1 protein-coding gene is annotated in these 25,783 nt (G+C 72.3%); it reads left to right on the forward strand.

Going from position 1 to position 25,783, the window contains the following annotated elements:
- Positions 1-72 precede the first annotated feature (72 nt).
- The gene (locus ACQEVB_RS08950; RefSeq protein WP_432967338.1) at positions 73-25,776 is read left to right on the forward strand and encodes a LysM peptidoglycan-binding domain-containing protein; all 25,704 of its coding nucleotides are present in this window, start codon (positions 73-75) and stop codon (positions 25,774-25,776) included.
- Positions 25,777-25,783: the final 7 nt, after the last annotated feature.

Genomic DNA, 25,783 nt, shown 5'->3' on the forward strand with positions numbered 1-25,783 from the left:
CGTGCCGGTTATCGGCTGCTCCTTCTCCCTTTCTCCGTTCCCCGTGAACGCTCTCCGAGGAGATCCGACGCCATGCGCGCCATCCCTGCACACGACGGCGAGGCCAGCGGCCTCGACGCGTGCGCCGAGGTGTGCGCGGTGCAGCTGCGGCCCGGCATCGCGGACGTGGCGATGGCGCTCCTGCGGTGGACGCTCACGGTCGCCGGAGTGGTCGTCGCGCTGTGGGCCGGCTCGGTCCTCATGGCGTCGCCCGCCTCGGCCGCCGCGGTCGTTCCGACGGCCGCTACGACGCATGCGGCCAAGGGCGGCAAGGAGAACTCCTCCGGCGGCGGTGAGAAGAAGTCGTCGGGCGAGAAGAAGTCGTCCGATGCGGGTGCGAAGAAGTCGGGTGGTGAGAAGAAGCCTTCTTCCGAGAAGAAGTCTTCTGAGAAGAAGTCGTCCAACAAGGAGTCCGGCGGCGACAAGCAGTCGGGTGCGAAGAAGCCGGCGGGCAACAAGTCCGCCGACAAGAAGCCCGCCGCGGCGAAGCCGGCGCAGAAGAAGCCTGTAGACAAGCCTGCTGCCAAGAAGCCGGCGGCCCACAAGCCGGTGGCGCAGAAGCCGGTCGCGCAGAAGCCGGTCGCGCAGAAGCCGGTCGCGCAGAAGCCGGCGGCGCAGAAGCCGGTCAAGGCTGAGAAGCCGCAGCCGGGTGGGACCGACGAAATGAAGCAGGCCGCCGGTTCGTCCGGCAAGAAGACACCCGCTGCGAAGCCGGCGAATCCGGTGAAGCCGCGCACGCTGCCCGCGATCAACCGGCCGTCGAGCCACGCGGTGCAGGACGCGACGAAGATCGTCGCGAACATCCGCGGCACGGTAGGCAAGAAGCGTGCGGATCTGCTGGAGCAGGCGGCCGGATGGGTCGAGCGGATCCGTGACGAGATCGCTCGCGATCCGAAGCTCGCGGAGAAGGTCGGGGCAGTTCTCGACCGGGCGGGCGTCGAGCACGGGCTCCTCGGGCAGCCGGCGAAGCCGCGCACGCTGCCCGCGATCAACCGGCCGTCGAGCCACGCGGTGCAGGACGCGAGGAAGATCGTCGCGAACATCCGCGGCACGGTCGGGAAGAAGCGTGCGGATCTGCTGGAGCAGGCGACCCGGTGGGCGGCGACGATCGAGTCCGAGCTCGCCCGTGACCCGAAGCTGGCCGCGCAGGTGACCGCCGTCCTCGACAAGGCGGGCGTGCAGCACCCGCTGCAGCGGACCGTGAGCGACGCCGTCGAGGATGCGACGCGGATCGCGGCCGGGCTCCGCGGGACGACCGGGAAGCAGCGCGCGGCCCTCGTGAAGCAGGCGACGCGGTGGGCGGCGCAGGTCCAGGCCGACCTGGCCCGCGACCCGAAGCTGGCTGCGCAGGTGGCCGCGGTGCTCGACAGGGCGGGCGTCCGGCTCGGCGGCGAGGGCAAGCCGCGCACGCTGCCGGCGATCGTCGGTGCGGGCGAGCACGCGGTCGAGGACGCGACGCGGATCGTGGCCGGGTTGCGCGGGACGACCGGTGAGCGGCGTGCGGAGCTGCTGAAGCAGGCGGCGCAGTGGGCCGCGACGGTCGACGTCGACGACCCGAGGCTCGCCGCGCAGGTGGCTGCGGTGCTGGACAAGGCCGGCGTCAAGCACCAGCTGGCCGTGGCCGAGAAGCCGCACAGCATGCTCGGCTACCGCTGCGGCGACGGCAGCTACGGCGGCCGCGAGTGCAGCGGTGCCGGTGAGCGCGGGTCCGCGGAGGACAAGGACCCTGTCGAGAAGATCCTCGAGGACCGCATCGCGGTGCAGCGCGGCAAGGACGCCCTCGTCGCCGAGAAGCGGAACGTCGCGGCCGGCAAGGGCGATGCCAAGACCTACGCGAAGCACGTGCAGGCGCAGCAGGCGCTCGAGAGGCGCGTCGCCGCCGAGAGCACGCAGCTGTCAGCCCACCAGAACAAGCTGATCAATGAGGTGGTGGCGGGTCACCGCGCCATCACCGTGTCCGAGACGACCCTCGCGGCCGAGCGGAAGCTCGTCGCCGCCGGGAAGATGAGCGCCGCGACGTACAAGGCGCACGTCGCCGCGGCCGCCGCGCGGAAGGCGACGGTCTACGCCGCCACCGACGAGCTGCGGCAGATGATCAGCCGCACGCCGATCGAGGCGCGCGCCGGACCGCTCGACGAGAACGGATCCGCCGCAGGCTGCGACCGCAGCGGCGCGATCGTCGAATGCTCCACCGCCAGCAAGTCGGGCACCAGCTCCGCCACCGACCGTTGCCTCGCCCTCGCCGGCATCTCCACGGGCTGCTCGTCCAGGTCCGGCTCCGGCACCACGAACGCCACCGCCTCGTGCACCTTCACGGGGACGAACCAGAACTGCCGCAGCACCGCCACGTACGGCGCGAACACCGCGTCCGGCTCCTGCACCGGAGCCGTCGACTGCGCCCAGCGCACCGCGGCCACCGCCACCGAGGCGTCGACGACCTGCCGCACCGAGGGCGGCGCGTGCCAGGGCACCACGTCCGGCCCACGGATGTCGGCCAAGGTCGCCTCCAACGTCACCACCGCGTCGTGCACCGGCGCCTGCGAGCTCGACGGTCGCGCGGACGCGCGCCACGCCGACACCACCTGCAAGGCCGAGAACGGCACCTGCAACGTCCGCGGCGTCGGTCGCGGCGTCAGCGGCGGCACCGCCACCTGCCGGATCGCCGGCGGCACCTGCGAGGCCACCGGCGCCGCCCGCTATGAGAACGGCGTCCTCGCGAGCACCGCCGAGGCCACCGTCGACTGCCGCGTCGCGACCTGCCGCGGCACGACGTACACCGCTTCCCGCGGCGCCGTCCGCGGCATCGCAGCAGCCGGCAGGCCCGTGCCCGTCCGCGCGACGACCACGACGGCGGCCTGCACGATCACCTCCGGCGACTGCACCTCGAAGGCCGGCTCGGACGTCACCACCGTCGCCGGCGCGGTCGCCGGCACCCGCGACGGCGTCGCGAACAGCACCGGCGGCTCGACCGCCGACTGCGACACGACCACCTGCGCCGCCGGCATGAACGGCGCCACCTCGGGCGCGGCCACCGGCGACGTGGCCCGCGCCAGCGGCGGCACCGTCAGCTGCACGGTCCACGGCGACGGCGGCACGTGCGCGACCGACGCGAACACGAAGGTCACCTCGGACAGCGTCTCCACGGTCGACGCGCACCTGCGCTGCACCGGCGGGGAGGGCACCTGCGGCGGCGCGGCGGCGAGCGAGGTCGTGGCCGTCGACGAGGCGGTCTCGACGGTCGCCCGGGGTGCCCGCGGCACCGTCTCCTGCACGGTCACCGGCGGCGCGTGCGACGCGACCACCGGCGGCACCTCGACCACGCGCCGCGGCGGCTCCGCGCAGGCCACGGCCGAGTCGAAGCTGGACTGCCCGGACGGCTGCACCGGCACCGCCACGGCTGGCACCACGGCCTACGTCGGCACGATCGTGTCGAAGAGCAGCACCAGCACGGTCACCTGCAAGCTCACCGACGGCTCCTGCGGCGGCACGGCCCGCTCGGCCGCCACAACGCGCGGCAACGCGGCCGTGCTCCTCGACTCCGCCGCCACCACGACCCCGCTGAAGGTGCGCGGCCCGGTCCCGTCGAGCCTCGCGGACGCCACCCTGACGATCGAGTGCGCCGGCGGCTGCACCGGCGGCGGCACGACGAGCGCGACGGGTTCCGACGGCCGGACGACGCGCACCACCTCCGGGGCCGCCGGTTGCACGAACGACGCCGGTGCCTGCCAGGGCAGCTCCCGCTCGGTCGCGAGCGGCTCGTCCGACGTGGCCGCGCTGCTGCCGAAGCTGCCCACCGGCCAGGACCCCGCCCGCCAGGCCCCGTCGCCGGCGAGCATCACGGGTGGCGCTGTTTCCGGCCCGTCCGGGTTCTCGGACTCGTTCGCCGTCACCGACTGCCCCGACGGCTGCACGGGTGGCGCGTACTCGCGCACCACCGGCGCCGACGCCCCTGGGCTCGCCGCCGGCAAGCAGGGCAAGGTCGGAGCGCGTGGCCCCCCGTCGGCCGGCACGAGCTCCAGCAGCGGTACCTGCACGGCCACCGATCCCTGCCGGGTCCAGACGCAGTCCAGCTCTGGCGTCGGCGCCGGTGTGAAGTACCTCGTCGAGCGCAACGCGGCCCACGCCGCGGAGGGTTCCGAGAAGAAGAAGCCCGCGAAGACGGCCCCGCCACCGCTCCCGGTGACGATGAGCCAGTCCGGCAGCTACGCCGAGTGCGGCGGCCCGGACTGCACGGCGACCACCGTCAGCGACGCCATCACGAGCGGCGCCCGTGACGCCGCGCGCAGCGTCTCCCACTCAACCGGCCGGTGCCGGTCGGAGAACGGGTGCGGCACCGGCTCCGACGCCGTCGCCGCCACCACCGCCGACACCGGACTGGCCACCCCGCCCGTCAAGGGCCGGAAGGCGACCTGGATCCCCGGTGTCGCCGGCACCACGCAGGCGGGCTCGTCGCTCGACTGCCCGCAGGGCTGCGACGGCGCCGTCACCGGCAACTCGACGTCCGCCGCCAGCCCCGACGGCGGCGCGTCCGCTGCCATGCAGGCGGTGCGCAACGGCGTGAAGCGGCCGGCGAAGGCGACGAAGGCCGACCCGGTCGGCACGAGCCGCGCCGACGCCTCCACCGCCTGCACGCAGTCGTTCGGCCCCTGCCAGGCCGGCGTCGTGACGGGTGCCTCGGCGGCCGCCACCTCGAACAAGGGTGACCGGTTCGGGACGACCGGCGCGTTCTCCTCGACGGGATGCGCGGGCGCCGACAAGGCCACCTGCCCCACCCGCGCGACCACCACGTCGACGGGCACCAACAACCCGACCACGCTCGGGCGTCCCGGCGTCGTCGGCCCGACGGGCACGGCGAAGATGACCGCCGGCGCCACCTGCACGGCGAGCACCTGCTCGACGAACTCGGGCTCCTTCGCCGCCGACGCCATGGGCGAGGCAACCGCCGGCTGCACGGGCGCCGGCTGCCGCGCCGGCGCCACGGGCCGCGCCACCGCCGTCCCGACGCGGGGTGTGCTGGCGCAGATGGCGAAGGAGGCGGCCGCGGCGGAGAAGCGCGCCGCCGCGAAGGCCTACGCGAAGATGACGCCGAAGCAGCGGGCGGCTGCCCGGAAGCAGGCGGCGGCCGAGCGGGCGGCGGAGCGCAAGGCGCCGAAGCCGCCGGTCCCGACGAAGGCGATCCGCGGCGCGCACATCGCCGGCGCCGGCGCGTCCTGCACCGGCACCGCGACGAAGGCCTGCTCGGTGAACGGGCGGGTCGGCGCCAGCCAGCAGGGCGCGCTGGCCGCGGCCGGCTGCACGGGCCTGGCGTGCCGGTTCGCGTACTCGGTCCGCAGCACCGCGTTCGACCGGTTCCGCGGCAACACCGCCGGTGCGCAGGCGAGGTGCGGTGATCACGGGGGCGTCGGGTCCGGGTGGTGCGGGACGACCGCCGTCGCGGAGACGAACTACTCGCAGGCCCTGGCGGGCGCGGCCTGCGCGGGCAGCAGGACCGCGAACTGCACCTTCGGATACCGGGCCCACAGCGCGGCCGGGCAGAAGGCGAAGAAGGCGCGTGCCACCGCGCTGGCCGATGGGGACCGGTTCGGCCGGTTCGGCGGCGGCAACGTCGTCACCTCGGCGTTCGCCGCGGCGGCCGGGAACCAGGCCATGGCCTCGGCCGGGTGCTACGGGTCCAAGGGCACCAACTGCCGCTACGCCTACCGCGCCCACGCCCGGGACAAGGCCCGCAAGGGCGGCAACAAGGCTGCTGCCGAGGCGCTCGGTTGGCAGAGCGGTCGTTTCGGCGGCGGCGGGGTGGGCGTAGCCGCACAGGCTCAGGCCGGTCGCGGCTTCGCGGCAGCGACGACGGCCTGCGAAGGCACCGGAAACTGCCGGCGCACGTTCTCCGCGAAGGCGTCCGCTGCCGCCACCTACGGCGCCAACAGGGCCCGGGCGAAGGCGTCCGGCAAGGGCACGGGCGGCAAGGGGCAGGGCGGCGTCGTCGTCACCGCGCAGGCCTCGGCGGGACCCGGCTATGCGCAGGCTTCCGCATCGTGCGGGGGAGCACGCAACTGCCGCCACAGCTACTCGGCCCGCGCCTCGGCGTCCGCCGCGAACGGGGCCAACTGGGCTCGGGCATGGGCCCGCGGTTCGGGCGGTGGCGGTATCGGTGGCGGCGGCGTCAGCGTCTCCGCGCAGGCAGCGGCCGGGCCCGGCTGGGCGAACGCGTCGGCGTCGTGCTCCGGCGCCCGAAATTGCTCGTCCGGGTACCGCGCCCACGCCGAGGCGAACGACCAGCTCGAGACGAAGCCCACGTGGACCGAACCCGGCCGCCGCTGGACCGCGCACGGCGAGGGGACCTGTTCGGGGGGCGGCAACGGCGGATGCGGGGTGTCCGCGTGGGCCAAGGCCGGTGTCGGTGGCGGCGCCGTCTGCTCGGGCAACTGCACGAACTTCACCCAGAGCGGGTCGACAGCGTCGACGGTGACCGCGCCCTCACTGAAGGCGCAGGCCGAGAACCGGCGCCGGGCAGCGGGTCTGGACAGGAACGGCCGGCCGGTGTCGGTCAAGGACATGGGGCCTGCGGACAGCGGCGCGCAGGCCGGCTGGATCGACGCCGACGGCAACTTCGTCCCGGCCGGCAAGGTGGCACCGGCCGGTAGCCGGGCAGGCCTTCAGGTCAAGGAGGCCGGCAAGCCGGCCGGGCCGATCGTGCAGTGCACCCGGAAGTGCTCGATCGGATCCGAGAAGGGCCCGCGAGCGAGCTTCGACCCGACGACGCCGCTCGCCAAGGACCGGTTCACGGTGTCGAACCCGGTGGACACCGGCGACAACCGCCGCGACCAGGTGACGAGCGAGTCCCACGCCGGTATCGGTCGTGACGTCGACGGCAACGGCGAGGTCACGGTCAAGGGCCGGGGCAGCGTCGTCAACGGCCGCACCGGCGCGCGGGCAGACCTGAACGACATCGCGCCCACCGTGACCAACACCATGCACCTGACCGACCGGCACGGTTCGCCGTTCTACGGCGTGATCCGCACCGGCAAGCCCAACGGGGCGTACACGTTCAACGGGCGGAAGGTCGCCGTTCCGAAGCTGCGGGTCGGTGCGCCAGGCCAGGACGTCGTCTCGGTCACGGGTGCGGGCGGCACGATCCTCGACCGCGACGGGATGGGCCACGCCGGGATCTACGACTTCCACGGGTTCGGGACGTTCATCTCGGCCGAGGGTGATGTTGTCCACGGCGCCGGTGATAGTGCTCAGCCCGGCCGGAACGGGGCGCAGATCCTGACGCGCAGTCTCATCGGCGGGCGCGGCCAGTACAACATCCGGGGCGGGCAGACGGGCTTCGTCGAGCTGATCGAGGGCTACCGGATCGACCAGCGCGGTCCGAGCAGGGTCGTCAGCGACGGCCGGTTGCCGGCGCTGGACCCGACGAACCCCAACCACCTCCAGCACCCCCTCTCCTACATGGGCGCGGAGGCTCAGGCGAAACCGCAGGACCCGACCGACCCGAACCAGCGGAACTCCGTCGGTGGCTTCGGGGAGAAGACCGTCTTCGGCGCCGACCACGGGATCAGCGTCACCACCCCGGACGCGAACGGGCGCGGTGGCACGATCGACTGCACGGGCCTCTGCGGGCTGACCCGCCCTTCGCCACAGAAGCAGACGCCCGCCTGCGAACAGGCCTGCAACCTCCACCAGGAGCTCGCCACAGGCAAGGGCCCGCACCCGTTCGGCACCGGCTCGCTCACGGCGATCGAGCAGGGCGAGCTCACCCTGGTCGATCCGCTCGGCAACGTCGGTCGCTGCGGGAGTGGCGGCACGAAGGGCTGCACGATCGTGCAGGACAACGGCGAGGGTGGCGGCACGGTCTGTCTGTGGGCCAGCAGCTGCACGATCACCAACGTCCAGGGGCACACCGAGAGCTGCGGCACGTTGGGGTCCGCGGTCCGGTGCAACGCGTTCGTCCTCAACCCGATCACCAAGGGCCGGCACGCGGGGGAGAACTCCGGTCGCGGTTGCCTCGCGCCCTCCGGGATCACCTGCTCCGGTCGCGGTGCGCGCGACCTCGGGATGTTCACGGACAACGCCAACGGCACCCTCAACGCCCTCACCGACAAGGACCGCCGTCGCCCGGCGATCGACGCGCCGCTGGACGAGCAGCTGAAGGTCCTCGACAAGGCCCGCTACGGCGCCCTCGGCACCCTCCCCCTGTTGACCGAGCGGTCCTACCAGTCGCTGACCCCCGCCCAGCAGGCGAAGTACGACCGGGCCGCCGGGCTGACCGCGCAGGACAAGGGCCTCTCGGTGCTGGAGATGGCCTCCGCCGCCAGCGACGCGCAGACCAGCGCCGACCGCATGAATGCCGGAGCCGGCAAGGTCGAGCAGGCGATCCTCCGCATGAAGAAGGCCGAGAAAGGTGGCCTCGACAAGGCGGAGCGGGCGAAGTACGCGAAGGACCTCGCGCTGGTCGACTCCTTCCTCACGCAGTACGCCCAGGTCACCGGGGCACGTCGGATGCTCGACGAGGCGCACGCCCAGTACCCCGGCGAGCTGGTCAACGGTGCCCGGCTGGTCGGTGCGAAGGACGCCGAGTTCGGCGGCAGCGAGGCCCTCGCTCGCGGAGTGGCTGCGGCGCTCGGATCGAAGACGAAGGACCCCCGTCCGCAGGACCTGCTGCCCGGCGTCCAGCGGGCGCTCGGAGTGCCGAAGCCGGCTGCGCCCGGCACCGAGGTCGGCACCGTTCCGTCGCCGAACGAGCTCGCGCGAGCCAACCTGGTGGCCACCTACATCCCGAACCTCAACGACGTCGAGCAGCGCCTCTTCGCGAACACCGAGCGGATGCGGGCCGTCAACGCCGGCGCGCCGGCGACCGATGCCGAGCGACTCGTGCTCAACGCCAGGAACGACCAGCTGCGGGCGGAGAAGGCGGCCCTGGACGCGACGCTGAAGAGTCTGCGTCCCCCGACGCAGGTCTCGAACGGGCGGAATCTGCGCGGTCTCGACAAGGCCACCATCGCCGCCGCGCACGACCCGGCGATGCTGCAGAAGCTGGCCCGCCTCGACGCGCTCCAGGCCAAGGCCACGGACCTCGGCAAGTCCCTGCTGGCTTCGGCGAAGCGGGTGAAGGACAAGGACGAGCGGGACGTCCAGATGGACGTCGCCTCACGGATCCTGATGCTCGGGGACCTGGCAGACATCGGCTACCGCACCACCGCGACCGACGTGGGATCCCGCGCATCGACCAACCAGTACCGGCTGCGGCTGCCCTCGACCGGAGCGCCGGATCTCTACTACGTGCTGCGGTCGGCGGCGAACAGCCCGGCGTACGGATCGATGGCGCACGACGACCTGCTGCTCGAACTCCTCACGTCGAGCAAGGCGCCCGCCGACATCATGCGCCGCGGTGCGGATCCGGCGGACCGGCTGGCACAGTTCGCGGCAGAAGGCACGCCCGAGGAGTGGCAGGCCGCGCTCAACCAGGTCGCGAACCTCGGTGTGAACTGGGCTGCCGAGGTCGGGGCGGACGCGGAGCACCTGCGGATCAGCCCGGAGAAGGCCGTCGCCGCGATCAACGAGGCCGGTGGCGGCACGGCAGCGGTCCAGCGGCGCAACGTCCTGATCAAGGACGGGAGGACCGGGGCGCTGGACTGGCACCCCGTGTACCTCGTCAACGGCAAGATCGTCGATCTTGCCGGCGGCATCCACTCCGACCTGCGCGACTTCCGCGAGCACAACGAGCTGTTCTCAGCGGACGACAAGGTCATCGCACCGGACGACCTCACCTCGGCCGGCGTGTCCACGTCCAGGGATGCGAAGTTCACCCCCGGGTGGAAGCGCGGCCTGCAGATCGGGGCGGGTGTCGTCGGGACCATCGCGGGTGGCGTGCTGATCGCCTCCGTCGGGGGAGCGCCGGGGGGCGCGGTGGTGACCGGCGCGTCGGTGGCGCTCATCGGATCCGCGGTGGTGGGCGCCGGGCTGACCGCCTACGACCTGTACCAGCGTCACCAGCACAACCAGACGATCGATCCGCGCAAGCCCCAGGCGATGGGCCTCTGGGTGTCCGGCGTGGCCAACCTGCTCGTGATCGGCGGGCCTGCAACTCGCCTGCTGAGCGGAGCCGGAGCCATCGCCGCCACGGGCGCCGTGGCGCGGGTCGGGGCAACGGCGGAGTCGCTCGGTGGCGCTGTCATGTCGATCCAGCTCGCCCACAGCACCGTCGGCACGCTCGCGAACCTCGGCCGGATGGGCCCCATCGAGAAGCGCGAGGCCTACATCGACCTGGGGCTGAACGCGCTGTCCTTCCTCGCCGTGTTCGCCGGGCGGGCCGGCGGGAAGGCGTTCGCCGGACGGCCTGCATCGACGGACCCGGTCGCCGGCACACCGGGGGCCGGGTCGGGGGTCGTCGCCGGCAAGGACCCGTACGCGCGACAGACGAACGCGCTGCTGAAGAACATGCGCGGCCGGCCGAGCATGGCCGTCAAGGACCTCAGCGGCAGCGCACGGAGCAACGCCAAGCTCGTCGATCTCGCGCGCGAGGGCAAGCTCGACGGGATCCAGTACCGCGAGATCAACGGCGAAGGCCATCTGACGGTGCGGGTGGAGCGGAAGGCCGGCGGGCCGCCGGACGGCAAGGGCGTCGTCACCTCCACCGGCCGGCAGCCGCGCAGTTCGACCAACCGCGCGGTCGGCCCGGGGATGACGCCACGCCCGGTGGACGGCCGCACCGCGAGCGGCATGTACCGCGACCTGGAGAACGCGTTCCACGAGCGCGGGCAGGTCGGTGTCGGCGAACTGCCGGGATCGACGGGTCGGCAGAACGCGATCGCCGAGCAGATCGCCGCCGGCCACCTCAAGGGCTACGAGCTACGCCAAGGGACGACCCCCGACGGCTGGGTCGGCACGGTGATCGTGAAGTCGGAGAAGGGGTCCGGCGAGCCGGTCACGGCCGACCAGGTCCGCGCCGCGATGGGCCGAGGGGTCCGTCCGATCCAGGAGGTCGCGGACGAGCTGTCGAGGACGACCGGCTCCCCGGTCACGGCAGAGCAGGTGTGGCAGGCCGTCCACGACGATCCCGCTGCCGGCATGGACGTCTATCAGGGCAACGTGATGCGCCGCATCGGCGGTGGAGCGGTCGACGAGATGCCCTCGGCGTGGCGGGACAGCCGCAGGATGGACGCGCTGCCGGCTCCGGTCACGGCGAAGGAACGCCTGGACGCCGGCGAGTGGGTCCCGACGACGCAGCTCGGTGACTGGTTCCACAAGAACTACATCAGTTACTGGAGGGACGGCCGTCCGGTCGTCCAGCGCCGGCCGGGACATGATCCGGCCCTGCCGCAGCTCGTCCAGGACGGCGACGGACTGGTGAGCAAGGTCGAGGGTGCGATGAAGGCTCGGTTCGACCCGACGAAGCCGACGATCACGGGGGACCGCGAGACGTTCGACGACGCGCAGCGCGCCGACGAGGTCGCGAAGGGCCGCGGATACCTCAGCCACAAGATCGCGGAGTGGAAGGCACGGGGCAACGCGGAAGCCAGGAAGCGCGGCTACCACACGCAGACCAACGTGGGTGAGGCCCTCGGCACGTTCGCAGGCGACCACGCCGTCCAGGACGTTGCGGGGTCGCTGGAGCGGCAGGGCTACAAGGTCGTGGAGATCGTCCGCGACTACTCCGTGGACGACACGCGCGGCGGGCCGGGCCGCTTCGACCGGATCCTGCGCGTCGTCGACCGGGATGGGACGACGGTCGAGTTCATCCTGCTCGAGGAGAAAGGACCGAATGCTGCACTCGGTTCCAGCCGGGGCCCGGACGGCGACATGACCTCCTACCAGCAGGGACGTCGCGAGTACCTGCTGCGCAAGCTGGAGGAGATGACGGCACGGGGCGGCGACGAAGCCGCCGTGGCGAAGGAACTGCGGGCGGCGCTGCGCGCGGGTCGGATCCGGTACGCCGAGGTGAAGGCGCGCGTGGACGGCGAGAAGTACGCCGGCTACCGGTTGCGTGAGTTCGACTTCCCCACCGGTCCGCGCGGCCCGATCGGCTCGGCGCCGCGGCCTGCCCGCCTCGACGACGTCCGGGAGGCGATGGGTCGGCCGTTCCGCCCGATCGAGGAGGTCGCGGACGAGATCTCGACGAGGACCGGCAAGCAGGTCACCGCGGAGCAGGTGTGGCAGGCGATCAACGACGACCCGAGTGCCAGCTACTCGGTCGTCGACGGGTCGGTCATGCGTCGGATGGGTGGTGGTGCGGTCGACGCGATGCCGTCGGCGTGGCGGGACAGCCGCAGGATGGACCCGCTGCCGAGGTCCGGGTCGGACGGTCCCACCGGTAACCGCTCCGGCGCCGGCGGTCCGGTGCTGCCTGCCCGTGGCACGGGTGCCGCCGGTGCACGTGCGGACTCGCGCGGATCGGGGGCAGATCCGAGCGGACTCGGCGCAGGTTCCCCTGGGCCCGACTCCGTTCCGGTCAGCCACAGGCTCGCGGACGACGGGATCTCGGACGGGTTCGCCGCTGTCACCGAGCCGATGACCGGTGCAGGTGGCATCCACGGTCCACCGTCGACGTCGACGACCTCCGACGCCGGTCCGCGCACGGGCCGGAACACGGTCGACGGTGCGCAGGCGCTCGCCGACGCGGATCCCGCACGGTTCCGGCAGGCCGATCTCGAGAAGGTGCTGCAGGACAACCTCGCGGAGCACGCGGCGCAGCCGGAGCGAACCGGCGACGCCGCTGTTCTCGCCGCGCGTGCGAAGACCGAAGCGACCTACGCGGCCGACCGAACCGTCATGCGACAGCGATTCGCGACCACCCGTGACGACATCGCTGATCTTGCTCAGCTCGTCGCTGACGTGCAGAACGGGCCCGCAGGCGCTGCGGACGCGGCCCTGCCGCACGCGATCGGGATCATGGCCCGCGGCTACGCCGAGCACACCAGGGATGAACCGAGGGGTTCGATCGAGGCGTGGAACGGGCAGCTGGTCGCCGGCCTGGCGATGGCCCGCCACGGCGCGATCTCCGAGCACCTGACCGGCCAGGGCAAGTCCTTCGCCGTCGCGCTGGGCGCGGCTGCGCGCGCCATCATTCGCGGCCAGCGCGTCTACGTGGGCGCGCTCGACGCGACCAACGCCCGCGACGTCGCCGGTCACCTCCAGCCGCTCATGGAGCGGTACGGGCGGACGGCCGGCCTGCGGGAGCCGGAGCTCACGCCAGACCGCGTTGCCCAGGTGTACAGCACGGACGTCGTCGTCGGTGAGCTGGAGGCGATGGGATTCGACCGTCTGTTCTCCGATCATGGGGTGGGGCCGGCGATCCGCAGGCCCGATGCGTGGTTGCTCGACGAGGCCGACTACGTGCTTCTCGACCGGCGGATCGCGTGGCGGATGGCGGTGCCGGACGCGGAATCGGCTGGGTTGCTGGACCACCTCGAGGCAGCCGCGGCCATCGCTGCGGACCTGCGCCCCGTGTCTCGGCAGGCGCCGGACGGGCACTTCGAGATGGACGGACGGCGCGCCGTCCTCACCGATGCAGGGCTCGACCGCATCACCGACCTGTACGGGCTCGATCTGCGAGCGCAGTCGATCCGCCGCGCGCTGGTGGAGAACGCGCTCAGCGCCGAGCACGGAGAACGGCTCGGCGAGCAGTACCTGCGACAGCTGGTGCCCGACCACGACGGGACCAGTCGTCTGGGCATCATGCTCCTCGACGAACCTCGCGGACGCTCATTGCCCGGGCAGCGGTACGGCAACCTCCTCATGGAGGCCCTGGAGTTCAAGGAGTTCGGCAGGGAGGGCGTCCGAACACCCACGCACACCGTGGGTCGGCTGACGCTCGAGGAGCTGCTGGCGGGGGCGGACGTCGCCGGCACGACCGGAACCGTCGGCGGGCCGGCCGACGTCGCTGCGCTCACAGCGCTGGGTCTCGACGTGGTCCGGATCGCCCCCGACACGCCCGTCAACCGCCTGGACACGACCCGTGAGTACACGACGACGGCCGCAGCGATGGACGACATGGTCCGGGACACGCGTGCCGCCCAGCGGGCCGGTCTGGCCAGCCTGATCACCGCGGACACGGTGGCTGAGCTGCACGTGCTGGCGGAGCGGATGGCTGCCGCCGGCGTGTCGTTCCAGATGCTCACCGCCGAACCGCACCTCATGCCGCAGGAGGCTGCCGTCGTCGCGACGGCCGGCATGCGCGGAAGGGTGACGCTGGCGACGAACATCCTGGGCCGCGCCACGGACATCAGGCTCGGCGGCGATCCGGTGTGGCTCGCCGAGAACGTCTCGATGCCACGCGCGAACCCCGGCCTGCGCCGTGGTGACCCAGGGTACGAAGCAGTGCGTGCCCAGCACGTCGCGTCGATGAAGGTCCACACCGATGCTGCCGCGGACGCCATGAACAGGGCTGGTGGCGGTCTGCAGAAGCTGCACCTGGGTGACCCGGCGAACGACCGGACCGACATGCAGGGACGGGGTCGGACGGGCCGCAAGGGCCAACACGGGGTGTCGCGGAACTACCGGTCGCTGGAGGACCGGACGGCTCGAACCGGCGGCATCGACTGGGTCGAGCGGACGGTCTCCAGCCGTGCGGACGGTGTCCGGATCACCGGTATCGACGAGCAGCGCATTCGGACGATCTTCACTGCGCAGCGTCGGCGCAACGACGAATCCGGCCGCGTGCACGACGGAGGCGGTCCCGGTCTGGCAGTGCAGGACCTACCGGGGCTGGACGGCCCGATGCCGACCATCGCGCAGAACCCGCGCGGCATCGACCTGTCCGGGCTCGCATCCGCGCGGCTCGGCGAGGATCTGCCGTGGCTGTCGGACGGCGACAACGCCGCGCTCCAGCATCTGTCGCGGCTGCCGGTCGAGCACGCCACGGGCGATCCCGTGGTCGCTGCGGCCGCCGATCGCGTCGCGGCGATGATCCCCCAGCGTCGGCTGCGGTTCGCCCACACCACGTTGGAGGAGTTCCACGAGGAGATCGATGCGGCGGTCGCTGCTGCGCGGTCGATCATCGGGTCAGCCGATCTGGCCGTCCAGGCAGGCATGGCGCCGGACGAGTTCGCCGACACCGTGGCGGTGGCCCGCGCGATGCTGACTGACGGCAAGCTCGTGTGGTTCAGCGCCGACTCGGTCTCGCTGGGTTCCTTGGACGGGACCGGCCTCGGTGTCCTGGTCGATGCGGCCGACGGCCTGGACGTCGCCGCCATCGCGGCCCGGCGAGGCCTCGATCAGCGCAGCGTCGAACGCCTGCTGGGCCACGACGGTGAGATCGGCGAGCTGGCCGTTGCCCTCGCGGACCCGGAGCTGGTCGTCCGCAGCGAACGCGACGCGCGTGTCGCTGCTGTCTCGGCCGTCGATCTCGGTGCTGCTGATGCCTGGTCCACCGTCCGGAAGTCGATCGACGCCACGCAGCGGGCGGTCAGCTCGGCGGAGCGGGCGGCGCTGTGGAACGTCGAGGAATGGGTCGAGGACCTCGTCGCCCGGTTGCCGAGCCACATGCGGGCAGCCGTCTACCGCAGGCTGATCGCAGCCGATCTCACGTCGACGACCGCGATCGACGCAGCTCACACCGATGACCTGCGTTCGGCAGGGTTGAGCACGAGGCAGATCAAGGCGCTGCGCAACGCCCTGCCGGATGTGGATCTGGAGCTACGACCCGACGTCGTCCGTCGACGAACCCCGATCACCCCGGGGCCTGCCGGTGTCGGCCCCGCGGAGCTGGCTGCAGCGTTGGCGCAGTCGATCGGGTTGCCGAGCCTTTCGGGTCACGCGAACTCGACGATGCTGGATGCCCTCCGTTCGATGTCCGGCCTCACCCGGCTCGCGGACCTCGTGGGCCCGGAGCTGCCGGTTGCCGCAGCGGGCATGGAGGAGGCCTTGCTGGCTGCCGCCGGATTCGGTCCGTACGCGGCGCCGGCCGTCGGCACGCAGGAACGAACGGTGGCCCTGCTGCTGCTCGATCGCGTGCTCGCCGCGCCTGCGGCCGCAGCGGAGCAGCGCGGTGTGGCGCAGGCTCGGCGAGGTGTGGCGGTGGTCGGCGCCGCTGCTGTCCCAGGCGGCGCGATCGGGACGGAAGGGTGGCCGGCTGCCCCGGTCCTGGCTCCGGGCACGATGGGCGCCGTCGTGCCGGACGCCGTGACGGACGCGCTGCGGTCCGCGAACCCGGCGCGGGCGCCTCCCGCGTCCGGCGTCAGGAGCGGTGGGACGTCCCGGACCCTCGACGACGGCGTTCTTCGTTCCGATCACGACGCGGACGAGCGTGGCCGGGCTGCACCGGAGCTGTTGGTCGGTGTCACGGTCGCGGCGGTCTTCGTGGCGGGTCTCGCCATCACTGTCGGGCTTCCGGTCGCCGCCGGTGCGCTCGCTGCAGGTGCCCTCCTCCGCGTTCTCGGTGTGCGGTCGTGGAAGGCGCTGGTGCGCCTCGTCGATGTGGTCGTCCGCCTGATCGTCGCTGCGACGGCCATCGGAGTCTTGTTCGGTGCGGTCCTGTCCGGGGCAGGTACGACCCCGCAATCGGTCGAGGCCGTCGCGATGCGGACGAGTGCCGCGCCGTCCGTTCGTGCGGAACAGCTGCCGGTCGCTCACCTGCGGGTCGAGCGGGGCGACTCGCTGTTCCGGCTCGCGCGGGCACTGGGCGTCACCCCGGCCCAGCTCGCGGAGGCCAACCGGCACATCTGGCCGACGCGCGCCACGTGGGACCAGCTCGGGATCGACGATCCGCTCCGCCTGCCGGCTGCGTGGGACGGGACGTGGCGGGTGCGGCCCGGTGAGTCGTTGTCGAGCATCGCAGCCAGGTTCGAGCTCGCCGGCGGTTGGAAGGTCCTCGCCGATCAGAACAAGGCGACCATCGCGGAGCCGGACTTCATCGAGATCGGTCAGCACATCGTCATCCGGACGGGGACACCCGAGAAGCCCGGGAAGCCGGAGAAGCCGGAGAAGCCCGGGAAGCCGGAGAAGCCCGGGAAGCCGGAGAAGCCCGGGAAGCCGGAGAAGCCCGGGAAGCCGGAGAAGCCGGGAGAGCCCGAGACCTCGGCTCCGTCGACCGACTCCGGGAACGGGGCGACCGGGTTCCGTATCGATTGGCCGGCCACGGGGAAGGCTCTCGCCTTGCCGACGGGCATCCTCGCGCTGCTCATGGCCGCGTGGTTGCGCCGAGACCTGACGCAGGCTCGCGTGTTCCGCCAGAACGAGGCGCGGTCGTCGCCCACAGCGGCCTCCGCCGACGAGGTGCTGCGCCGGTTGGCCGCCGCGCTGGGCACACCCGACGGCGGAGACGCGGTCGTCGCGTTCGTGGACGCCGAACGGCGGCTTGCCGCAGCCCGGAGGGCGACGGCCGCAGCGCCTGGTGATGCGGCGATGGTCGCGGAGCTGCGTGCGGCGGAGGAGGAGCGACGGCAGGCGGCGGCCGCGGTCGACCTGGTCGTGGGCTGGCTCCTCGTGGACGCGGTCCGGTTCGGGATCGACGACCGGCGAATCGCGGCGGCACTGGGTGTCGCGGAGGCGGTGGCGGTGGTGCTCACGGCCGACGTTCGGAAGGCTCTGCCGGCTGGCACGGCCGACCTCCGGTTCGGCCTGGTGTACGACCAGGGGCTGGCTGCGCTGCGGGATCGGATCGAGGCGTCAGCCGGGGACCTCGAGTCCGCGCGGGCGCTGCTGGGCGTGGACCAGGCAGCACTGGACGAGTACGCCGCGGAGTGGCAGAACGTGATCGAGTCCGGTGTGCGCTGGTTGATGTTCCCGAAGGGACGTCGGCTGGGAGACGAGGCGCAACTGCGGCAGGTCGCCGTCGCGCTCGGGATTCCGGTTGCGGTGGCGCGGGCATACGCGTCCGACCGGCGGATCAGGGCGGACGTGCCGTGGAAGGTCGGTGCGACTCCGGGAAGGCATCGTTCGTTCGATGCTGATCTGGCCCTCGTCACCGCTGCGGCGGAGCACTCGCGGAGAAGCCTGGAGCGGGCGCGGATCCGCTACGAGGGAACCGTTCAGGCCTGGAACGCTGCGGTCGAGGCGCACCGGGAGACGGTCGCCGGGGCGGTGGCGGAGGGACTGGCTGCCGGGCATCCGGTGCGGGCGGTTGCGCGTGCGTCCGGTGTTCCCGTGGCCGCGATCGTTGCCCCGGCCGCGGCGAATGCTCCAGGGGGCCTGGGTCCGGGCGATGCAGCTGCCGGACCGGCACCGCTCCCGCCGGGCGCTGCGCGACTGCGGCCGCGAGAGGTACCGGCCGACGACGAGGTGCCGGGCTCGGCCCGCGAGCGCGACGGTATCGGTGCCCGAGCGCCGCCGTGGCGGTCGCGGATGACGCTGTCCCGTCCGCAACGGGCGCTGCGATCGGCATTGCAGGAGCAGCAGGAGTTGTGGATCCGGTGGCAGCAGCGCGACATCGTTGCTCTCGAAGCAGAGGCGCACTACCGGGCGCTGCGTCAGGAGCTGGTCGCGGCAGCGGGCGGGCTGCTCGCGGTGACGGACCGACGCGGTCACGAGCTGGCGCCGCTCGACGGACCGTCGGAGTGGTGGGAGCGCCGCGCAGCGCACGAGGCCGCGACCACGCAGCTGGAGATCGCCGGTCGGGTGGCGAAGGCCGCGGCCGTCGAGGCCGCGCGGGCGCAGCAGGCGTTCCTGGACGGGATCGAGCCCGCGGTGGTCGCGGCCGCCGAGGCCGGTGTGCGGATGCCGGCGCTGACCCGCCGGACCGGGTTGAGCTGGCACGTGGTGTCGAAGATGACCGGGCTGGCCCGACCGGACCCGCGGACGCGGAACCGGTTCTGGGATCCGGTCTTCATCACGGTGATGCGGATGACCGGCTTGGTCCATCCACCGGGACTGATGCGGCTGCCGAACGGGCGACTGGTCCGGACCAGGTGGCTGCGCGAACAGCTGCGGATGGAGGGCGCGTCTCCGGAACAGCTGGCGCTGCTCGGTGTGGACCCGCGGGTGGCGGCCCTGATCGGCGTCTCGCGCCTGCCGGTTTACGACACGTCCGACGGGCACTTCCACCACATCGGCTACGACGACCCGCGCGGCACGTCGATCGCGGAGTTCCTGACGTGGCTGGCCGACGACGGGCACCAGGGCCTGATCACCTTCCACCCGATCCCGCAGCGTGGCAGGGGCATCTCCACGTCGGGTGGCCTGTTCTACTACGCGATCAACGCCGTCCGGTTGAGCCTGGTGTACGGCGTCCCGATGCTGCAGATGTGGGGCACGTTCCCCGACGTCCGCCTGGTCGACGCGGTGCGACGGCTGCCACCACACCTGGCGTGGCGTGCGGTGATGGGTGTGACCGGTGCCCGCTTGGACATCGCCGGTGCCGAGGGCTACCTGCAGGCGATGGCGATGATCAACCCTGACCAGGCCGTCATGGTCGGGGAGACGACGATCGCGAAGGAAGCGGTGCGTGCTCTCCTCGGCGACGAGGCGATCCACGTCCTCAACCCGGAGTGGCAGCGCCAGGTCGCCCGGCTGATGACCGCAGCCGGGATCCTGCGAGACCTGGCTGCCGACCCGAGGAGTGGTCTCAGCGCCCAGGACCTGCCCGTCGTGCTGCAGAACCCCGGCACGATCGAGCCGGCGAGCATCATCGGCGAGTTGGTCGCCGAGGTGGACACGGTCAAGCAGCTGCTGGTCGACAGCGGGCGCACCGTCGAGGCGGACCAGCTGATGTCACTGCGGCAGCTCGTCGCCATTCCCGAGCACAACCCGCACGTGGAGGAGCTCCTCAGGGCCAGCTCGTTGATCGGCTACCTCGTGGTGCTGCACAACGACTGGGGTCTTGCCCGGATCCTGGCGGACGGCCGGTTCGGCGAATCCAAACCCGACGAGCGGTACGGGGTGCCGCTGCTGGCGTTGCTGAAGAAGTTCCCCAGGTCGAAGGTGATCCTCGCGCATCTCGGCGTGGGCAAGTGGACGACCCTCTCGGTCGGGCACCTGAGGTTGATCGGCGAGATCCTCTCGGACAAGGACTACGACCACGTGTCGTTCGACGTCTCGTGGAACGAGGTCGCACGGCATCTGCAGGAGACCCCGGAGATCACGGACGCGTTCATCCAACTCGTCCGCGACCATCCGACGCGGTTCGTGTTCGGGTCGGACGCCGTCAAGCCGGAGTCGCTCCCGCAGTACTACCGCCACGCCTACGACATGGAGCCGATCTTCGAGCGGATCCGGGACGAGGTGGGGCTGGACGCGTTCCACAACACGCGCCACGACAACCTGGAACGACTGATCGTCGCGGCGCGCGCGGACGTGCAGAGGTGGGCGTACGTCCAATGGACGTCCGGGAAGTGGGACGGCTTCCTCTCGACGCTCGACGGCGATCGCCAGGCGGTGATCCGGCGGTGGCTGGCGGACTACGAGATCACGAACGACGCGCCGTCGCCGGAGCAGCTGGCTGCGATCGCGACCGTGGACCCCGAGGACGTCTTCGACCCTGGTCGGGAAGGGTCGGAGCAGGCGCGGTTGCTGGTGATGTGGACTGCTGCCGTCAACCACCGGATCGCCTCGGGTCGGTTGATCTCGCTGAAGCTGATCAAGGCGTCGATCGACGCCGGTCGGTTCGGCAAGGAGATGCGGCAGGCAGCGCGAGATCGCCGCAGGCTCGCCGAGCGGGCCGCGCGGGACGGTCTCGACCTGGCCACCGACGCAGCCGGCCTCGGTGTGCTCGACCGCCTCGGGGAGCCGATGACGATCGAGGCACTGATCGCCGGGCATCACGCCATCGAGGCCACCGAGAAGGACGACGTGGGCCGGTGGGTCACGGACGAGGTGCAGCGCACCGAGCTGGCCCAGCGCGCCGACGATGCCGAGATCGCCACGATGCGACGCAAGTTCCGCATCCTGTCCGTGCTTGCGAGCGTCGGTTCTCTCGCGGTGGTGGCGACCGGCGCGTTGACGTTGCTGCCCTTGCCGACGGTCGCGGCCCACTGGGCGTTCGGGGTGCGTGGCGCGCTGACCATCCACCGGACGATCTACGCCCAGGAGCTGCGGGTGATGACCGAGTCGATCCTCGAGCGCAGCCAGATCGATCACGACGTGGTCCGCAACCTGATCGAGATCATCGGGAAGTACGCGGCGCTGGACGGGATGCCGTCGTGGAGGTTGACCGAGTTCGACCGGCTCGCCCGGCAGACCTTGATCGATGCGTGGGCGCTGATCGAGACGCCGCTCGGTGCGGACGAGACCGCCGAGTCGCGGTTGCGGACCTCGGTCAAGGAATTCTCGATCTTCCTGGACAAGGCCGGCAGCACCTTCGGCATCCAGGCTCAGTCGCTGTACGGGTTCACCCCGCACGGCGGCCTGCTCGGCCGGTTGGTGGCCACGGCGCTGGCCGGGACGCTCATGGTCAACCTGGCCCAGCACGTCGCCGGCATCCTCGCGGCGACCGGACCGCTGGGGCTGATGGCGAACGCGAGCTACGCGCTCGCCGACGCGTTGTTCCTGACGCAGGCTCTGCCGGCGATGATCGTCGGCTGGCTGGGCTACGACTCGAACCTGTTGCCCCGCATCCGGGCAGTCACCCAAGCACTGGCCATGCCGGTGATCACGGTCGCGAACCTCCTGTACACGGTTCAGCTCGCCGTCGTCGACCACAGCCCGCTCACGATGGTCGGGTTCGCGTTGACCGGGGCGTCGGCCTACCTGTCCTGGCTCGGTATCGCCGCGGAGCTGAAGCTGGGGAGGATCGCGCCACGCAAGGGCGTGACCGCGAACCTGGTGCTGGGGTGGAGCCTGCTCGTCGTGGGCATCGCCGGCGTCGTGCCCGTCGCCGGCCTGCCTGTCGTCCTCCTCGTGACGGCGGCCGCCGTCGCGACGATGGTGGCGGTGTCCCGCATCGATACCTGGAGAGCCAACCGGAGACGGGGGCCGCCACCCACAGCGGAGACCCCGCACCCGACCGCCGCCTCGGGGGCGGACCACGCCCTGGCCCGCGGGAAGGCCTTCACCGCGCCGGTTGAAGATCAGATCCGCGCCGCTGTGCGCGCGTTGACGGCCGGCCGCGCGCCGGGCCCGTTCGGAGTGGTGGTCGTCGATCACGACCACGTGGTCATGCAACTCGTCGCCACAGGTGCTGCACGCCGCGCGGCCCGCCTCATCGTGCGCCGGCTCTACGCCTACGCCGTCGACGGTGTCGTCGTCATGACGGGAGCGCGGCTGACCGAGCTGCTCCGTCTCGGCCTCCTCGACGAGGTGCTGCGGCACGAACTCACCGAGTTCCCCGACGAGGAGGTGCACCGACGCGACGCCGAGCGCGTCTTGCGCCTGATCGATCAGCGGACCAGATCGGGAGAACAGCCCGTCTCGGTCGGCTCATCGACGGTCCGGAGCCTGCCGCGCCCGCAGGGGCACGCTCCCGATGTCACTGAGGACGACGTGCTGGAAGCCGCCGCCGTGCGACCGGACCCGGCGCCGGGTTCCGTCGTCGACGGCCTGACCGTCGCCGGTCACTACCGCCGCACGATGGAGTTGACCCAGGAGGAGCTGGAGGCTCTCCTCGACTACTCGCACTTCGGTCACCGGGACCTCAACCGATGGCTGCGCGCGCAGGACGGCGCGGTTCCACCCGACGATCGGATCAGCGAACGGATCGCCGTGCTGGACGCGCTGCTGGCGCGCTACCGGCTGCCCGCCACCGTCGTGCTCTTCCGGGGCGTCGGCGGCACCGGTATTCCGGCCGGGCCGATGGCGGCAGGCACCGTCTTCGTGGACCCTGGCTATCCCTCGACGTCGTTCGGGCCGGTGCAGTCGATGCTCGCCGAGCACGACACCGGGTTCGAGAACCGCCGGGTGCAGCTCACGATCACCGCGCCGGAGGGCCTGCCGGCAGTCTCCTTCGACGGGGCCGGAATCCATCGGGACGACGGCCAGGTCTCGGAGAAGGAGATCCTGCTCGCGCGGGGAACCCGGTTCGTGGTCGACGCCGACGTCGTGCAGGACGGGCAGCGACACATCCACGTGACGGCGTTGCCGCCGGCCGGGGCGTCCCGGAGCCTGTGGCGGCGAATCATCGGTGGGACTGCTTGGGTGCTCGGCCTTGCCGTCGTCGTCGCGTGGGGGGACGCCCGCCCGGCAGCGGCCGCCGGCACCGGCGGGTTCGATGTCGCGCACCAGTTCGGCGGCGCGTCGGCGTACGTGGCTGCGGCCGTGACGCTGGCAGGTCTGGTGCTGGTCGTCGTGCAGCGGAGCACGAGGTGGTCGGCGCGTGGACCCCCCGCGCCGGCGGTGCTGGCAGCCGGGCTGGCCGTACTGCCTCCAGTTCCGCTGTGGGCTCGCCTGGGGGTGGCTGCTGCCGTCCTGGCGTTCGGCGTCGGTCGTGCGCGAGCCGCCCGCAAGCGCGCAGCACTATGGGCCGAGGCGGTGGCGGGCTGGGCGGAGATCGGCTCCAGTCCACCGGACGCATCCGCGACGGCGGCGGGTGTTCTGGCCCAGGTGCTGCGCCGCCACCTCGCCGGCGAGGTGGCGCCGCAGCACGAGTTCGGCGGACCGGCAGAGGACCTCATAGCTGCCGGGCTGCTGCGCGTCGAGGAGTCGTCGCTGGTCCTGGATGCGCCGTTCTCGGCGCTGTGGGGCCGTGCGCCGCCGCAACTGCGTGCGGCGCTGGCAGCCGACCCGTCGGCCGTCCTGCCTGAGGCCGGCGCGGAGCGATCGGCAGCCGAACTGGCGACCGCCGTGCTGGAACGGCTGCGCACCGCTGTGTGGGAGCAGCAGGAGGTTCGGCCCGGCCTGAGGTCGTGGTTGCCGGTCGTCGGTGCGGCCCGATCACGGCTCCGGACGTTCATGGAGCCGGTGCGCGCGATCAGTCGCGAGATCGACGGCATCGTCACCGAACTGGTCACCAGGCGCCGTCGGCTCGCCGACGCGGAACAGGCGCTGGACGACATCGAAGCAGCGGCGCTGCACCGCCGAGCGGCGCTGCGGCGCCTCGAGGTCGCGCTGCGGGACGGACGGAGGCTCCTGCGTGCCGCGGCGTCGTACGCGTGGGCGGGCGCGGTGCACCGGCGGCTGCTGCGCCGGCTGCCTCCCGAGTTGCGGCACCTGCGCCCCGGCCAGGTCGCAGCGGTGCTGACGACGCAGGTGCGCGAGCTCCGGCAGCAGATCGACGAGACCCAGGACAGGGAACGAGCCGCCGCGGCCGACGCCAGCTCCGCGGCGGCAGCAGCCGGATTCACGCGTCGCGACGTGGTCGCAGCCCGGACGAAGGCGATGCTCGGCATGACCCGGTTCATGCCGAGGATCAACGGGCTCTTCGCGGCACTACCAGGGCAGACCGCCGGCGCACACACGGTCGCATCCGGACCCTACGGCGTCCACTACGACAAGGACGCCTCATGGGTGACCACCCAGGGTGCGGCCAGCTCGTCTGCCGCGACGGTCGCCGGGCTCGCCGCTGCGCTGCTGGGCGATCGGCTGATCAGATCGATGGCGCCGATCGTGACCCTCGGCGTCGCTGCGTCCGCCGCGCTCGTCGTGATCGGGCTGCTGCCTGTGCCCGCCCTGTTCGCGCCGGCCGTGATGGTGGTCGGAGTGATGGGCACCGCGGGCGCGATGGCGCGCGGTCGGATGGACCGCTACCACCCCGCTGCCGGCGAGGCGAAGGACGTCCGCGAAGGCCAGTACGAGTCGGCGTTCAAGTTCGCCGGCTTCGTGCTGCCGATCTTCGTCCCGCAGGCCGCGGAGAAGGTCGGCGTGACGTTCACGTCGGTCGCGCTGGGCGTGCTCACGGCAGCGTCGACCCTGGCCGTCTGGATGGTGCTGCGCGGCGAGGGCGTCACCGTGCAGCCGCGCGCGCCGCCCGCGATCGGCGCGACACTCCGCGGCGGATTCGCTCAGATCATCGCCACCCCGCGGGGCCTGCTCCGCGCACTGGCCTCGGTGCCGCTGTTCACCCTCGTGACCGGGCTGTACGCGACGAGTCTCGGTGGAGTCATGATCGACCAGCTCGTTGTGGTCAACGACCCGACCCACGCCGTGTTCACCACCGCGACCGCGGTCACGGTGCTGGTGACGGTCCGCGGGTTCGTGGCGCAGTTCGTCGGCCCGCTGTGGGCTCCGTTGAAGAGGTGGCTCGGCACCCCGGCCCGCCGGTCCGGGCGGAGCACTGTGATCGACGAGGCCCGGGTACTGACGGGCGTGGCCCTGCTGGCGTTCGTCGTGGCCGCACCGTTGGCGTGGTACGTGCTGGCACCCGGGCTCGTCCCGTTCGGAGCCGTCCTGACGGTCGGGGCCGTCGTCAGCTCGTTCGCCCGCCTGCCGACCGCACGATGGAAGGAGGGCGGCACCGGGGCCGCGCTGAACCTCACCGCGAAGGCGGGTTCGAACGCGCTCGCGGCGGTGCTCATGGCGTTCGCGCTCGGCGACGTCGCCGCGCGCGTCACCGGTCGGGCGGCTGCCGGGCTGCCGTACGCGGACCTGGTCGCCACCGCGACCCACAACCTCGTACTGCTCGCGGTGCCCATCCTGCTCCTGCCCGTGCTGCTGGCGCGCGCGATCGGCGCGCTTCGGGTCGGTCCGCTCGACTCGCTGCGCGAGCTGCTGGTGGGGGCCGGCGCCGACGCTCCGACGGCGTTCGACATCACGGCCAAGCTCTCCGCGCGCGGGATCGACGACATCGGGTCCACCCGAGCCTTGTTCGTCGACCGCATCTGGGCGCCGCGCTGGGCTCCTCGGTGGCGCACCCGGATGCGGCAGCAGCGGCAGCGATCGGTCGGTCTCACGCAGGCCGAGCTCGCCGTGCTGCTGGCGGTCCTGGACCCGGACTGAGACTCCG

Origin of the sequence: Pseudonocardia sp. CA-107938, from assembly GCF_050936315.1 — a bacterium.
Lineage (GTDB): Bacteria > Actinomycetota > Actinomycetes > Mycobacteriales > Pseudonocardiaceae > Pseudonocardia.